Raw genomic sequence first — 15998 nt, forward strand, 5'->3', positions numbered from 1 at the left:
CATGAAATTAAAAAAATTTATTGCCCCTCTTCTCGTTGGCGTTTTAGCATTCGCCATCGCAGGCTGTGGCACAGATACAAATCAATCTAGTCAGGCACCAAAGGAAATTAAAATCGGTGCTACTGCTGGTCCTCATGCTCAAGTTGCTGAAGCCGTTGCAAAAGAGGCTAAAAAACAAGGTATCGACCTTAAAGTTGTAGAGTTCTCCGATTATGTAACACCAGATAAAGCTCTTGCTGATGGCGACATTCAATTGAATGCGTACCAACACGTGCCATTTATGGAAAACTTTAATAAACAAAATGGTTCCAACTTAGTAGCAATCGGTAAAACCCTTTTAGTGCGTATGGGATTATATAGTAATAGTGTACATAGCGTACAAGATGTACCTGAAGGCGCTACGGTTTCTATTCCAAATGACCCTACTAATGGTGGTCGTGCATTAGTATTATTAGCTAAAGCTGGATTAATTACGTTAAAAGATGGTGTCGGCTTCAAAGCAACTGTTGCAGATATCACATCTAATCCGAAAAATATAAAGATTCAAGAATTAGAAGCAGCTCAATTACCTCGTAGTCTAGATGATGTAACAATTGCAGTTATTCCAATGAATTATGCACAAAGTGCTGGTCTTAATGTGGAAAAACAAGGTTTCTTCTTCGAATCTAAAGATGAACCACTAACAGTTATCGTACTTGCGGTGCGTAGTGAAGACAAAGACAACGAAACTTACAAAAAAATTGCAGACATTTACAAATCTGATGCTATTAAACAATACATCAACGATACTTTCAAAGGTAGCATTACCTCTGCAAACTAAATAAACAAGAACCGACCTCTATCAAATTAGAGGCCGGTTCTTTTATTTATAATGCCAAAAAGCGATACCCTAACTTTTTAGAGTATCGCTTTTATTTTATTCTTTAGTACCAATTACGTTTATTCTTCAGTGTCGAATGTAACGTCCAATGGTTGGCGTTCCACAATATTGCGATATCGTACTTTAGGATATCCCATGAGAAGGCCACCAGCTACAATTTTATCATCAGGTACACCTAATTCATCTAATAATGGTTGGTATTCAGCTTCTCCAGCATGTTCAAAGAAACCAGCCCAACAAGTACCCAACCCTACAGTAGGTGCATAGAGTTCTGCATATGATAAACAAGAGTGCCCACTATCATGTGTACGATGAATATCCTTTTTAGAACCAATCGCAACGACCAATGCAGGTGCATCACGCAAAATATATTCTTTTCCTTTATCGACTTCTGCTTGTGCCGCACGAGCATACAAGCGCATAATAGGAACGGTTTTAGCCGCTATATGCATCCATTCAAGAACAAGATCTGCAATGCGGCGCAACTTTTGTTTATCCCGAATAACAATATAGGAAATACCTTGTGTATTAGTTGCTGTTGGAGCCATTCTCGCAACATTTAATACCTTGCGAATAAGCTCAGCAGGAACTGGTTTATTTTGATAATTACGAATAGAGCGACGGCTGCGTAAGAATAACTCAGCTTGCTCTGGCGTTAATTTTTGTTCTTTTGTGATATCAATTTGCTCTTTACGTGGTGTCATATCACTATCAAGAGCAAGTGTAGGGCATACAGAAATACAATGCCCACAGGAGATACAACCTCCTTTGCCAGTTACAGGTCCATTTTCGGACATCACTAGCAAGCCTGTCGGACAGTCAGCTACGCAAAGGCCGCATCGTGTACAGACTTCTGTATTGACGGTAAATAACATCTGATAAATCCTCCAAAAACTACTATAAAATTTATTATAACACAATTAATCGAGGGTTATCTAGGCGACGTACTCTTTTGAAAATCAGCCAACCTATTTTGATGGGGCCCCGTTACATTTCGACAACCTAGTAAAAAAAGTACCAATATACTTGCTTGCTCCGTTCTTCGCAAAGTCGCTGCGCAAGTATATTGGTACTTTTTTATTACTATATTTATAAAGACGTCCCATCAAAATAGGTATATCGACCGTCAAATACGTAAGCCCTAGATAACCTGATTAATTCCTATAAAAAAGCTTTATAGTAGTGGTGCCACGCCCTCCATTTGGGAGAAACTAGCCTGCGGCTAGTCCGCAGTTTAGTTTTAAGCCTAATTTAGTCAAAACTGCTTAGCGTTCTTTCTCTCACCCCACAAAAAGCAGATCGAGTAAATATCAGATGTAGCTTGTGATGGGGATCATCAATATATAGAAGGAGATTAGTCGCTTGCTATGGGACTAATTCACAGTAGGTGTTATAAAAATAAAACTAGGTATTTCTGCAGCGACTTTACGAAGGACGGAGCAAGGAGATACTTAGTTTTCTAACCCCTTTCCCCATCACATAAAAGCATATTGAGTAAAGATCAAACGTAGCTTGTGATGGGACTAGTTAATAGCAGACGCTCAAATAATAAAAAGAGGTCCCTATGCAGCGACTTTGCGAAGAACGGAGCAAAGAGGGACCTCTTTTTATTATTTATTGAGTTGTCGCAATCTAACAGGGCCCCATCACAAGCGAAAAAGGAAATTTACTCAAATGCTTTTATAAGTTCCATGTATTCCGCTTTGTGTGTCATTCTCCATGTGCCAAAGTCTGGTTCTGGGGATTGGTTCAGGATGTTTGCCAAGGCTTCTAAGAATTCTGGAATTTTTGTGGCTACAATATTACCTGCCATTTTACCGAAGTTTTCAGATCCCATATGCTCAGAGCCACCGTCTACGAGGATAAAGGCTACTGTAGGTTTCTTATCTACTAGTTTTACAGCACCATGGAAACCAATTTCACCGATTTGGTGTGTACCGCAGGAGTGTGGACAGCCGGAGATGTGTAAACGAGGTAATTTTCTTGTATCTACGCCTTTTTCTTCAAGGTGTCTGAAGATGTCTTTTAAAAGACCATTGGAGTCTTGCATACCGATTTGACAAACCGTAGAGCCTACACAGGATACGGAACGGCGGAAGTCATTTTCTGCACTGTCATCTGTTAATTCTACAATTTTACGAGCCTCATCAGCAGTAAGGTTGATGAAGAACAATGCTTGGTCTGGCGCAATACGAGCCTCCACTTGATCTAGTGTTACTGCATAATCAAGAGCAGACAATAAATGTTCTACATTAGCATCGCCACCTGCCGGATGGTATTCTACATAGTATAAGCCTTCTTGTTTTTGACGGTGAATACGATCGTTTTCCACAGAATTATCACGCTTACCCGTTTTCGTAATTTCATACGCATAGTCAGCTGGATTAATCGTTAATTGTTCAACCTCTTTCACCATCGCCAATGTTTCTTCATAGGTCTTGATGAAAGCTTCAGCGCCGCCCATTTCTGCAGGCATGTAGCGGGTACGAGCCTTACCACGGTTTTTGAAATTGCCATGGTTAGCAAAGACCATAAGCATAGCTTTCACATGGTACAACACATCTTCAGGTTGCACATCATGTGCCACTGGAATACCAATTCGAGGATTGGGGCCAATACCACCACAAGCGTATACATCAAAGGTATTATATTTCGTTAAATTGAAACCAAGGTCTTTGAATGTAGCATGAGGCGTACTATCAAAGCCATTGTCGATGCCCATTTTAAACTTGCGAGGGATTTTGATGTAGAACATTTGCTCTAGAAGGAACTCGCTAATAGCCGTTGCATACGGCGTTATGTCGAGGGTTTCACGAGGATCAATACCGCGCAAAATACTAGCCACTACATTTGGATTGTCCCCACCAGCACCTCGATTATAGATACCATGGTCATAGCATTCTTTATAGAGGTTTAAAATTGTATCACCATCGAGGCCCTGCATTTGCAAGCATTGGCCGGTAGTGAAATGTACGTGTTGTAAGTTGTATTTACGAATAGCGTCTGCTAAGAACTGCATGTGCTCGCGCGTCATACGGCCCCCATTAAAGCGCCAACGGCTCATACCGGAGTTAGCACCTCGCTCAGCGTAACTACCATAAGCACCAGATTGGCCTTTATAGTCCGCAATAGACATTTCTTTCTTATAGAATTTGTGCGTCATATCTTCAAACTTTGGATAATCTGCAATTAATCGATCTTTCAATTCTTGTGTAATCATACTATTACCCTCTTGGCTTATATTTATTAAGCATAATACAGAACTTTGTAATGGTAAGTATACCATATACGCATACATATGTTAGTAGCCAAGCTCACATTTTTAATATCAATTACAAATAACATGCTTTACAATCTGTAATAATAATCACTTTTAATTAGAGCTAAAAATACTAATCGTACAAAAAAAGAACAGCCCAAAGACTGTTCTTTTATCATTATTAAATTCTACTATATAGGAATAATCCTAAGTCTGCCTATTAAACTCGACCTTCATTAGGATTGTTATAGGCGTCTTTATCGATAGTGCCCATAATTTTATCTACTACAAGAGCATTTGTTAAGGAACCAGATACGTTCAAGCATGTACGGCCCATGTCGATCAATGGATCGATAGCAAGGATTGGGCTAATAGATGTGAAGTACGCACCAAGGCCTGTACCACTAAGGGATACGGATGCGGCCATTGTAGCTGTACCAGGAACACCAGCGATACCAACAGAACCGATGGCGATAACAATAACACTCATGATGTACATAGTCAAATCGAATGGAATATTTGCTACATTAGAGATATATACAACGACAAGTGCTGGGAATACGCCGGCACAACCTTGCATGCCCGCAGTAGTACCGAAAGATGCTACTGTATTAGCTGTTGTAGCATTTACACCAAGACGTTTTGTCAATGTTTCCACAGTCAATGGCAATACGCCCATAGAGGAACGGGATGTGAAAGCTAACAAGAGCGGAGCTTTTGCTTTTTTGAAGTATGTAATCGGATTGTAACCAAAGCTAGAAATCAAGATAGCTTGAACAACGAACATAATCAAAAGGCCAACGTAAAGCAATACTACGAAGAGACCCATGTCTAAGATAGCTTGCAGGCCACGTGTTGCCAATGTAGATGCCAACAATGCAACTACGCCGTATGGCATAAGACCAATAATGAAGTCTGCTACCCAAGAAATCAATTGATGAAGTTCATCAAATAACTTAGTGAAGATTTCCATGCTATTTGTGCCTGTTTTCTTCAACAAACGAGCAACGCTACCCAAGATGATAGCAAATACTACGATACCAATAACATTAGTTTCAGCAGCTGCTTGAATTGGGTTACTTGGAATCAACGCACGGAATGTATCAACCATTGGTTTGATTTCACGAATCTTTTTACCAGATTCAACAATATCAAATCCTTGACCTAAACCAAAAGCATTACCCAAGATAAGACCAACGATAGCAGCAACAGCTACCATGCCAAGGTTTGTAGATACCATGGCAACTACTAACTTTTTAAGGTTAGCACCCGCCTCCATGTGCAAGATAACATGGACGATAGAAATAAATACAATAGGAATAACAAGCATACGGATCAAATCAATGAAACCGCCCCCCACTAGAGAGAACCACTTAGTACTTTCCTTGATGTAAACCACTTTAGATGGATCATCTGGGAAGCCCGCAATGATTTGAACTGCAATACCGAGTACGGCACCAACAATGGTACCAATAATAACGAGATTACCAAAGGATGTGCCCTTGCGTTGCAATACATAAATACCGATTAACGCGAGTACAAACACTGCGATAATAGCGATACTTATTGGATTACTTAACATGAGGTAATCTGTAAAGAATGGAATATTCATAATACACCTCTTTAATTCATATCACAATAATAGGTTATGAACTAAGTATAGCATATATCGAAAATTTTACAAGTAAAACAATACGAATTTTATGAGTTTATCTATGCAGAATCTGCAAGTTCCATAAACACATTAATATCCATAGCTCTACAGGCGCCTATACAGTTCCAAGAGAGCTCTACATCATAATAGAAATCAACACATATAAAAAAGGCGACCTTCCAATGAAGGTCGCCTTTAGTTTATCTAGTTATTATATTATCTATTAACTAAGATATATGTAACGCGGATAGGACCATGAGCACCATCTACAGTTACCAACTCGATATCAGCCGTACGAGACGGACCAGAAATCAAGCAAATGTTTGTAGGGAATTTGGATGGATCATTGTGATAACGTTCAGCCAAATGTTCCATAGTTTGTGTCATACGTGGGTTGATTGTATCAGTATATAATACAGCAATATGAGTTTCTGGCAACAAACTGATTGCACGACCAGATTCTTCACCAGATGCTTGTACTACAGTAGCTGTTTCAGCAATACCGCAGTATGGGAATGTAATACCGATATCAGCATTAGCTGTGTTAGAAATATTTTCTTCACGACCTTTAGCTGGGTCCCATTGGAAGTACGTACGAACACCACCATTAGAAGCTGCGTCTTTTTCGAATAATTCTTTTAATTTATATTCTTCAACCTCAGAAGTGCTTGGGAAGATTACCTTACCATTACCACGTTCTTCGATAACAGCCATAATAGTTTCACCCAATTTATCAGGTGTAGTATCTACGAATTTTGTACCTACTCGTTCACATTGCTCTTTGAACATAGTGATAACTTGTTCATGAGATAATTCTTTGAACATAGTTTCTTGAGGACCATGGCTATAATCAAAAGCCGGTACAGACGTAGGCACTTGATCACGGCCTAATGCACGAGATAAACGTGCAACAAATTGATTACGTTTAACTTCATCCATTATTTTTTCTCCTTTTTCTTGTTCTTTTCATGTTCAGCATATAAATCACGGAATTTCTTGAACTTCAATGTACCCATTTCTTTGGATTTAGTCCAGCCATTCATAACTGGAACAGCTTGAGTCCATGTAGGCATATTACCTTCTTTGTTACTAATCAAGTTCATACCGATAGCGCCAGCTTTTGTACCAAAATCGAATAATGTGGAGTTGCCGAACATCTTAGCAGCTGCTGTGAAGATAGCTTCTTCAGCTTTTGGACGAGTTTTTTCGATGTCAGCCATAATGTGACGGTGTTCCATTAACAACTCATGCAATGGAATAGCTACTGGACAGTTTTCTGTACATGCGCCGCACAATGTGGAAGCGTATGGAAGGTCGCCTGCTACTTCGTAACCTTTGAACAATGGAGTCAATACAGCACCCATTGGACCTGGATATACGGAGCCATAACCGTGACCAGAAACGTGACGGTATACAGGGCAGATATTCATACATGCACCACAACGAATACAACGAAGCATTTCTTGGAATGTACCACCCAAGATACCAGAACGACCGTTGTCGATAATGATGATATGAGTTTCTTCAGGACCATCAGCTTCACCCGCGCGAGCAGGACCAGTCATCATGGAGAAGTAGTTGGAAATTTTAGCACCTACTGCAGAGCGATTCAACATTTCCATCATAACGTCAAGGGCTTTGAAGTCAGGAACGATACGCTCAGTACCTAAGAAGATCAATTGTGTCTTAGGAATGGAGCTTGCCATACGACCGTTACCTTCGTTGGAAACGATAGTACAAGTACCGGACTCAGCTACCGCAAAGTTACAACCATTAACGCCTACGTCAGCTTTCAAGAAGCGCTCACGTACATAACCACGTACGAAGTGAGTCATTTCTGTAGGGTTTTCAGTGCCTGTATAACCTAATTTTTCAGCGAAGATTTCGCGGATTTTGTTACGTTCAAAGTGAAGGCCTGGTACTACGATGTGAGATGGTGGGCTTACTGCAGTTTGCAAAATAAATTCAGCCAAGTCAGTTTCGTTTACTTCGATACCAGCTTCTTCTAATACTTCGTTCAAACCAATTTCTTCAGTTAAGATAGTTTTGGATTTAACAATCATTTTAGCTTCGCGTTGACGAAGGATATCTAAAGCGATTTGAGTCGCTTCTTTATCGTCGAATGCAAAGTGAACTTTAGAACCAGCTTTTTCAGCGTTTTCAGCAAATTGGTTTACATAGTAATCCAAGTGATTAAGTACGTGATCGCGAATTTCAGCTGCTTCAGCGCGGAAATCTAACCATTCAGGAACGTCCGCAACTACTGTATTACGTTTATCATAAAACACGTCTTGTGCTTTTTTGATAGCTGCAACTTTGAAATCGTCAGCCAAACATTCTTTTATACGTGTTTTATAGGGGCGATTGTCATATATAAGTGCCATGTCGTCTCCTCCTTAACGGCAGTTTAAGATTTCAGCAATATGCATTACTTTGATACGGCGATCGATTTCGCCTTCTTTGTGAAGACGGTCAAGCATACCAGCGATGTTCATCAAGCACGCTTGGTCAGAACCGGAAATTACGTTAGCACCTGTGCCAGCGATTTCCAATGCTTTTTCGCGTGTCATAACTTCACTAATTTCAGGGTTTTTAACGGAGAAAGTACCGCCGAAACCGCAGCAACGATCTGCACGTGGTAATTCGATCAAGTTGATATCTTTAACGTTTTTAAGGAGTTTGAAAGGAGGCTCTTTAATGCCCATCAAACGAGTTACGTGGCAAGATGTGTGGTATGTAACGGATTCGTTGAAACGAGCGCCTACATCTTCAACACCTAATACGTCAGTAATGAATTGAGTGAACTCGTAAATTTTGCCGCTCAATCGTTCTGCACGTGCCAACCACTCAGGTTGATCTTTCAAGAAATGATGGTATTCATCACGGATTGCAAATGCGCAAGAGCCGGACATGCTGACTACATATTCAGCGTTCTCGAAGCATTCGATTGTGTTCTTAATAGCGTCCATAGCTGCTTCATTGTAACCAGAGTTAGTAAACATTTGGCCACAACATACTTGTTTCTTAGGCACTACGAGCTCGCAGCCTAATCTTTCAAGTACTTCTACACCAGCCATGCCTACATGTGGGTAGAACATGTCAATCAAACACTGTTGGAAAAGATGAATTTTCATATTATCGTCCTCGTCTTTTCTAGTACTTAACCTAATAAAAAATTTTGATATGTATGTGTTATGGCAAGAATTCTAGTGAAAGTTTTTCAATAATTTTCCGCCCGAAACATTACTTATGCTTTCAAATAAATATTCAAAAGCTTTATCGATATAATTATAAATTAATCATATAGAAAATGTCCAAAGGATTGCTATATTAGTATGTACCCTTTTATTTCTCATATCGTTATGACTTTTTGTAATAACAAACATTGAATTTTATCACAAACACCTCCTTATTTATAAATTATTCTTGTAAAAGTCCCTTAAATTCTAGATTTTGGGAATGTTTATCATTTTGCATTTTCAATAGCTCTCATATCGTTATTTACCTATAATTCATTGAATATTTATATAAATAGGCTTTAAATTTCAAATTCATGTAATTTTTATCCTTATATATTACATTTTCTTATAGTAGTGTATAAATTTAAAAAGTGTTATAATTTATTTTATATAAGTATAGTTTGAAAGGAGCCTTTTCAATGAAACTAAATAAATTATCTTTATCCTTGGCAATTACATTAGCCCTCGGTTCCACATTCGGCATGGCTCACGCCGAAACAACTGCGGCTCATGTAAAATCTGAAGTATCTAGTACAGCTACAAAAGCTGAAGTAGCTGCTAAATCTGACGAACATCGCGTTGATACATCTGTTAAAAATGATGCTAAACGTGTTGATACATCTGTAAAAAATGACGCTAAACGCGTTGATACATCTGTTAAAAATGATGCTAAACACGCAGCTACAGTTGTAAAACACGATGCTAAGCATGCTGATACATCTGCCAAAAACGACGCTAAACGCGTTGATACTTCCGTTAAAAACGACGCTAAACGTGTAGATACATCTGTAAAAAATGACGCTAAACGCGTTGATACTTCCGTTAAAAACGACACTAAACGCGTTGATACATCTGTAAAAAATGATGTTAAAGAAGATGCTGCTAAAGTAGAAGGTAAAAAAGCTGTAAAAGCTAAAGAAAACTTACCTGCTGGTGTATATCCTGACACTAAAGATAACTGGGCTCGCGATGCTATCCAAGCAATGACACAAGCCGGTTACCTTTCTGGTTACGCAGATAACACATTCAAACCTAGCGCTCAAATCACTCGTGAACAAGCAGCTGCTATTTACGGCAAAGTATTACAACATAACTTAAACGAACAAGAATTAGCTGATATCGTAACAAAAGAATCCGCTACTTCCTACTCTGACGTAGAAGCAGATCGTTGGTCTAGCTCTGCTATCAAATTGGTAAGCACTGCAGGCGTAATGGAAGGCACATCTAAAACAGCTTTCACACCTAGCAAAACTATGGACCGCGAACAATTCGTAGCATCCGCAGCAAGCTTGGCTAAGAAATTAAACCTTTCTACACCTGTAAAAACAGAAAAGGTTACTTTCAAAGACGAAGCTAGCATTTCCTCTGCTTACTTGGCAGATATTCAATACATGGCACAACGTGGCATTGTAGCATCTGGGGCGACTGAAAACTTCAACCCTAAACAACCTGTAACAAGAGCACAAGCGGCTACAATTTTGAACCGCATGCTTAACGGTGCAGGTCTTGCAACACCAAAACATACTACAACTGAAGCTAAAGCTGAAACAGCTGTAAAAGAAGATACTAAAAAAGTAGAAAAAACAGTTGAAAAAGATGCATCTAAAGTAAATAAAGATGCAAAAAAAGACGCTGCAAAAGCTGATAAAGCTGTAAAAGAAGATGCTAAGAAAGCAGAAAAAGCTACTAAAGCTGATGCTAAAAAAGTAGAAAAAGACGTAAAACACAATAAAAACGAAGCAGTAGCTCAAAAAACTGAACCTACTCGCACAGTTCGCCCTGTTCGTCGTAGCACTTTAAAAGCACTTGATCAAAAACAACAAGCTGCTTTAGAAGATAAAGTATTCAATGAATTGAATAAAACATATAAAACAGAAGAAGCGTTCCAAGATTACGGTGTAATGTACTGGCGCGATAATCAATTGCACGTAGCATTGAAAACAGATAGCGATATCTCCACAGTAAAAGCTAACCTTGCAGCACGTGGTGATTCCACTGTAAATAACTATGTTGTAGTTGAGCCATCCCAATACAGCCAAACTGAATACGATGCAATCGATGCGAACTTCCGCAACTACTACAACAAAAATGAAAAAGCTGGTACTATCCTAGCTACATTCCCTGATGTAGAAAACAACCAACTTTATGCTGTTGTAACAACTGCATCTAAAGAAACTCAACAAGGGATGTCTAAATTATTCGGTTCCAAAGTAAAAATGACAGTTAAACGCTAATCGGCGTTCACTCAACTAGCCAAGGCAGCGTATACGTTTAGTATTACGCTGCTTTGTTTATATCACTATGCATGCCTTATTATTCGCTATATAATGGATATAGATTTTATTGTTGGTGAAAGTTTATATTCTTCAACTATAGAACGTTATCCATTTACCATAATTAGGAAGGATTTTTATGTACAAGAATACCCCTTATGTATTACGTGCCCTTGTTTTAGGCACACTATTAGCTACAACAGGCCTTAGTTTTGTTTCTGCTAATACTACAACTCATGCTTCTGCAGTAGCCTCCACTAAAGCTGAAGCGTCTACAGTAGACAACTCAAGAGCAGTTACACCAAAAACAGATGTTTCTAACGTAGAAGCAACTAAAGTAGAGTCTCCTAAATTTGATGCTGCTAAAGCTGCCACACCTTTAGTTGTAAATACATCTATTGGTACGCCTCAAGATATTCAAAAAATCCGTGCACACATCTTCTCTGATGTACCTAGCGATTTCTGGGCTGCCAATTCTATCAGTACTGTAACAAAAGCAAATCTTATGAAAGGTTATTCTGACGGTACATTCCGACCTAACCAACCTATGACTCGTGAAGAAGTAGCTGCGCTCTTCAACAACATCACAGATGATGGTACAGCAGCCTTCTTATCTAGCAAATTTAAAGATATTACATCTGATCGTTGGTCCGCTCTTGCTATCGAGTCTGTAGCGCGCAAAAATATCATCAGCGGTTATGGCGATAACACATATAAACCTGAAAAATATATGTCTCGCCAAGAATTTGCTGTAGTAGCAGACAACTACATTCACTACTTAGGATACACAACAGAGGATCCAACAGCACTTGATAGTATTGCTTATGGAGACCAAAAATTCGTAGCTCCTTGGGCTCAAGACGCAGTTCGTGAACTTGCATACCTTGGCTTCACAAACTACGCTCCTGGTACATTATTCAACCCTGAAAAATATGTAACTCGTGCTGAAGCAGCTGAGATTGCATACCGCATGACACAAACAGAGCAAGCACTTGCCTTCCACAATACATTGTTCAAACAACAAGTAGAAAGCAAAACCGCTACTATTATCGACAAAACATTAGGCTATGGCAATGACTTCACTAAATTCCGTCAAGACGGTGCCCTCTTCTGGGATGGTGGAAAATTACATGCTTCTTTAACAGATAAGAAAAAAGCTGATGCTGTGGCGCATGCAATTTCTGAAACTCAAGATCCACAACTTGAAAGTGCTCTTGTAGTATCTCAAGGTAAATTAAATCAAGCTCAACTTGAAGATTATCAATCCGATGCTCTTGATTTATACAAAGCTAAAGAGCCAAAAGGTAATATCATTTCCATCCGTCCTAATGACGATACAAGCGCTCTTATCATCACAGCAGACTCCGTTCAAAAGGACACTGTGAAAGCTTTCAAAAAGAAATTCAAAAACAATGTAGTAGTACAATTACCACAACCAGAGACAGTAAAAGCGGATGCAGCAATCCAATTCCCATTGCCTCCACGCGTAAACTACTACGATACAACAAATAAATAATTAAATAACCTCAATAATAAAAAGCCGTGTTCTTACACGGCTTTTTGTTGTATCCCCATCAAAATGTATTATAAGACTATTATTAAATCTATGGTGCAAAAAAAAGAACCGCCCCCGAAGGAGCGGTTCTTTCACAATTAAACAGCTGTTACTATACACACATAATCGAATTCACACAGTTCGATTATTTTTTTGTTACATCATTTTGGCGGTCACGTAAGTTACCAACTGGTACATATACGGTACCTGCACTGTGGATTGTATCCACGTCTTGTTGCAATACCATTACTACAGAATAGTCATCAGTTGTGTAGAATTCAGTAGGCATTTTTTCGATGTTTACTTCGCCGCCCAATTGATTCTTCACATCTTGATTATTCTCGATAGCATTCACTAATTCTTTTTTGTTAAGACCACCAAGGTCATACAAGGATAATTGACGACCAGTTGTAGTGTTGAATGTGAAGCCTTTTACATAGTTAACACCATTAGCATCGCGATCACGCATTGTGTACGTATGAATCAATACACTAAGAATACCATTTTTATCTGTTTTAACATCGTAGTACATAACTACATTTGTTTTATCAGCTTCTTTGGCATTCATTTTTTCTACGTCGTTTTGTACTTTAGCAACGTATTTTTTGATAGTATTATTGATTGCTTTTTCTACAATTGGACTAACAGATTTAACTGTTGGGAACACTAGATCAAGATGATCTGTAGTGGATTCTACTGGAGATACAGCTACCTCTTTGCGGTCCATATAGCGATCCGCATTAGGTGCTACTACTTCAACTGCATCGCGATCAACCTTAGATGCTACAGAGCGCAACGCACGGTTTTGCTCCGGTGTAGCAGTACTAGAGATACGGTATGTTAAATCATTGCGATTTACTTTATTCGTATCAGCTTGAACTGTTTGCACTGTTGCATTGTCTTTAGTTACAGGAATTTCGCTTGCTGCGAAAGATACTACTGGCAATGCAGCAGCCATCATGATGAGTACAGACTGTTTTAATTTCATTGTTTAACCTCTTATTGTTGTTCTTGCTCAGCTTTCATAGCTAAAGCTTCTTCTTTATTGAATTTGTGGGTTACAACACGACGAACAAGATAGAGACCAGAGAAGATGAATGCAAGCAATCCTAACCATTGTGCTGTGCTTTCAAAATCAGGACCTACTAATTCAAGTGGAGATTCACCGCCACCAGTTGTAACGGACAATACAATAATAACAGCTATGATTACACCAATCAAGCTTTCACCAACAATCAAACCAGAAGCGAAGAGAACACCACGGCGGTTAGATTGTTCAACATCGTACTCAGCGAGTTCGCCAGCACGCATTTTAGCACGAGCTACTAGGTAACGGCCTACGAAATAGCTAATGAAAGAACCTAAAATGAGAGGTACTTCCAATGTTGGAGGTAAATAAATACCCATACCAACTGCCAATGGAGGCAATGTTAAAGAAGCTGTTGTGCTCTTAAGGATCAAGTTAACGATGATTGCTACTACGCCAACACCAACGCCAATCAAGATGTAATCCCAATCCATACTAGAACTGAAGATACCTTGAGCAATTGTAGTCATCAAAGTTGCTTGTGGAGCGGATAATGCAGCATTAGGGTCCATTTCAGCACGTGGTAACGCACCTGTGAAGCCATATGCTTGGTAAAGCAAGTTAAGAACAGGAGCAATTGCAACTGCACCAGCTACAGAGCCAAGTAACAACGCAATTTGTTGACGCCAAGGTGTAGCACCAACGAGTTGACCTGTTTTCAAGTCTTGTAAGTTATCGTTAGAAATAGATGCAATCGCGATAACTACAGATGTCATGAAGATAGCCATAGCTGTAGCGAATTGTACGCCTGCTTCTGTAGCGAACAAGTTATTTTCAGCAGCGATAAAGTACACTACTAAGGAAGAAATAATAGTCGCCAAGATACCAATACCAGAGATTGGAGATGCAGATGTACCGATAAGACCTGCCATGTAACCACATGCAGCAGCTACAAAGAAGCCGATTAGCAAAGCTACTACAACACCTACGATAACAAGTGTCCACATTAAGCCTGCGCTAATAGGTACTGCAGATACGAAGTCCCAGAATGTAAGAACTAAACCTAAAAGGATGATACCGAACACGATGATAACAGATTTTGTGCTCATATCTGTATCCATACGATGCAATTCACGTTCTGCGGAACTGCTGTTCATGGATTTAACAGAAATTTTCATACCTTCGATGATAGGTTTGATCAATGTAATCAAAGTCCAAATCGCTGCGATACCGATAGCACCAGCACCGATGAAACGAACTTTAGATTTCCAAACAGCCATTGCAAATTTAGCAGTAGCACCGCCGTCTGGAGCAAACATATTAGTTAAGTAAGGCACAAAACCTGCCCACGCGATGAGTACACCAACTAGGATAGCGATACCAGAAGCGATACCGATAAGGTAACCAGCGCCTAACAATGCTGTAGAGAAGCCCAACGGAATTTGAGTAATACCCTTGCTACCAACAGGAAGCCAGAAGCTCATGCTGTCCCCAAGAACTTTGAAGCCGTTCGCACAAAGACTGATAATACCAGCTACCAAACCACCGGATACGATATCACCCATACCGGAGCTAGATTGTGGACCTTGGCCAGCATTGTGAGATCCAACTTTCAAAATTTCTGCTGCTGCACGGCCTTCCGGATATGGTAGATCACTATTTACTACCATGGCACGACGCAATGGAATGGTGAATAACACACCTAAAGAACCACCGCATGCGCAGAGCAAGAATGTTTGCCAGAATGGGAAGCCGTTCCAATACCCAAGCATGAGTAGACCTGGCAAGATAAAGATAATTGCGGACAAAGTACCGGCTGCAGAAGCCTGAGTTTGTACCATGTTGTTTTCAAGAACGTTAGAATCCTTGAAGAAACGTAAAATTGCCATTGAAATAATGGCTGCCGGAATGGATGACGAGAATGTCAAACCAACCTTCAAACCGAGATATACGTTAGATGCTGTAAAAATTACAGTAATCAATGCACCAAGTAGCATCCCACGTAGTGTCAGTTCCGGCAGATGAAGGTCATGGCTCATAAAGTCATGTTTCATAAGTACTTACCTCCTCTGTGAAACTAGAGCTTAAAACAATATAATAAGCTACTTCCA

General features: G+C 39.6%; 11 protein-coding genes. 3 read left to right on the top strand and 8 right to left on the bottom strand.

Going from position 1 to position 15998, the window contains the following annotated elements:
• The first annotated feature begins 1 nt into the window (after window position 1).
• A complete protein-coding gene (locus KH109_RS03855; protein ID WP_295215977.1) occupies window positions 2-820 on the top strand; it encodes a MetQ/NlpA family ABC transporter substrate-binding protein in 819 nt (272 codons plus the stop codon).
• Between the two features lie 119 nt (window positions 821-939).
• Here the strand turns inward: KH109_RS03855 and KH109_RS03860 are convergent, their stop codons facing one another.
• The 6 genes from KH109_RS03860 to KH109_RS03885 all read right to left on the bottom strand — a co-directional run bounded on the left by KH109_RS03860 (window position 940) and on the right by KH109_RS03885 (window position 8927).
• Window positions 940-1755 carry a nitroreductase family protein gene (locus KH109_RS03860; RefSeq protein WP_295215980.1) on the bottom strand — a complete coding sequence of 272 codons (816 nt, stop codon included), beginning with the start codon at window positions 1753-1755 and terminating at the stop codon, window positions 940-942.
• A gap of 791 nt (window positions 1756-2546) precedes the next feature.
• Entirely contained in the window at window positions 2547-4100 is a 1554-nt protein-coding gene (locus KH109_RS03865; protein WP_295215983.1) for a nitrite/sulfite reductase, read from the bottom strand.
• Between the two features lie 259 nt (window positions 4101-4359).
• The gene (locus tag KH109_RS03870) at window positions 4360-5751 is read right to left on the bottom strand and encodes a cation:dicarboxylase symporter family transporter (protein ID WP_295215986.1); all 1392 of its coding nucleotides are present in this window, start codon (window positions 5749-5751) and stop codon (window positions 4360-4362) included.
• 258 nt (window positions 5752-6009) lie between these two features.
• Window positions 6010-6732: a lactate utilization protein C gene (locus tag KH109_RS03875; RefSeq protein ID WP_295215989.1), complete on the bottom strand. Its 723-nt coding sequence runs from the start codon at window positions 6730-6732 to the stop codon at window positions 6010-6012.
• Window positions 6732-8177 (bottom strand): LutB/LldF family L-lactate oxidation iron-sulfur protein, encoded by a 1446-nt coding sequence (locus KH109_RS03880; RefSeq protein ID WP_295215991.1) that lies wholly within the window; start codon window positions 8175-8177, stop codon window positions 6732-6734. The genes KH109_RS03875 and KH109_RS03880 overlap by 1 nt, the downstream gene beginning before the upstream one ends.
• Window positions 8178-8189: 12 nt before the next feature.
• A complete protein-coding gene (locus KH109_RS03885) occupies window positions 8190-8927 on the bottom strand; it encodes a (Fe-S)-binding protein (protein ID WP_295215993.1) in 738 nt (245 codons plus the stop codon).
• Window positions 8928-9451: 524 nt separating this feature from the next.
• Between KH109_RS03885 and KH109_RS03890 the strand changes: the two genes are divergently transcribed.
• Complete coding sequence (locus KH109_RS03890; RefSeq protein ID WP_295215996.1) at window positions 9452-11266, top strand: S-layer homology domain-containing protein; 1815 nt, start codon at window positions 9452-9454, stop codon at window positions 11264-11266.
• 178 nt (window positions 11267-11444) lie between these two features.
• A complete protein-coding gene (locus KH109_RS03895; protein ID WP_295215998.1) occupies window positions 11445-12821 on the top strand; it encodes an S-layer homology domain-containing protein in 1377 nt (458 codons plus the stop codon).
• Window positions 12822-13005: 184 nt separating this feature from the next.
• On the opposite strand, the gene KH109_RS03900 is transcribed toward KH109_RS03895, so the two are convergent.
• Window positions 13006-13848 (bottom strand): hypothetical protein, encoded by an 843-nt coding sequence (locus tag KH109_RS03900; RefSeq protein WP_295216000.1) that lies wholly within the window; start codon window positions 13846-13848, stop codon window positions 13006-13008.
• 11 nt (window positions 13849-13859) lie between these two features.
• Window positions 13860-15941 (bottom strand): oligopeptide transporter, OPT family, encoded by a 2082-nt coding sequence (locus tag KH109_RS03905; protein ID WP_295216002.1) that lies wholly within the window; start codon window positions 15939-15941, stop codon window positions 13860-13862.
• Window positions 15942-15998 lie beyond the last annotated feature (57 nt).

Origin of the sequence: Veillonella sp., assembly GCF_018381775.1 — a bacterium.
Lineage (GTDB): Bacteria > Bacillota > Negativicutes > Veillonellales > Veillonellaceae > Veillonella.

What these genes read in the sequence shown, in the direction of transcription:
- KH109_RS03855 (WP_295215977.1), top strand. Translation starts at nt 2, where the DNA reads ATGAAATTAAAAAAATTTATTGCCCCTCTTCTCGTTGGCGTTTTAGCA.
- KH109_RS03860 (WP_295215980.1), bottom strand. Translation starts at nt 1,755, where the DNA reads ATGTTATTTACCGTCAATACAGAAGTCTGTACACGATGCGGCCTTTGC.
- KH109_RS03865 (WP_295215983.1), bottom strand. Translation starts at nt 4,100, where the DNA reads ATGATTACACAAGAATTGAAAGATCGATTAATTGCAGATTATCCAAAG.
- KH109_RS03870 (WP_295215986.1), bottom strand. Translation starts at nt 5,751, where the DNA reads ATGAATATTCCATTCTTTACAGATTACCTCATGTTAAGTAATCCAATA.
- KH109_RS03875 (WP_295215989.1), bottom strand. Translation starts at nt 6,732, where the DNA reads ATGGATGAAGTTAAACGTAATCAATTTGTTGCACGTTTATCTCGTGCA.
- KH109_RS03880 (WP_295215991.1), bottom strand. Translation starts at nt 8,177, where the DNA reads ATGGCACTTATATATGACAATCGCCCCTATAAAACACGTATAAAAGAA.
- KH109_RS03885 (WP_295215993.1), bottom strand. Translation starts at nt 8,927, where the DNA reads ATGAAAATTCATCTTTTCCAACAGTGTTTGATTGACATGTTCTACCCA.
- KH109_RS03890 (WP_295215996.1), top strand. Translation starts at nt 9,452, where the DNA reads ATGAAACTAAATAAATTATCTTTATCCTTGGCAATTACATTAGCCCTC.
- KH109_RS03895 (WP_295215998.1), top strand. Translation starts at nt 11,445, where the DNA reads ATGTACAAGAATACCCCTTATGTATTACGTGCCCTTGTTTTAGGCACA.
- KH109_RS03900 (WP_295216000.1), bottom strand. Translation starts at nt 13,848, where the DNA reads ATGAAATTAAAACAGTCTGTACTCATCATGATGGCTGCTGCATTGCCA.
- KH109_RS03905 (WP_295216002.1), bottom strand. Translation starts at nt 15,941, where the DNA reads ATGAAACATGACTTTATGAGCCATGACCTTCATCTGCCGGAACTGACA.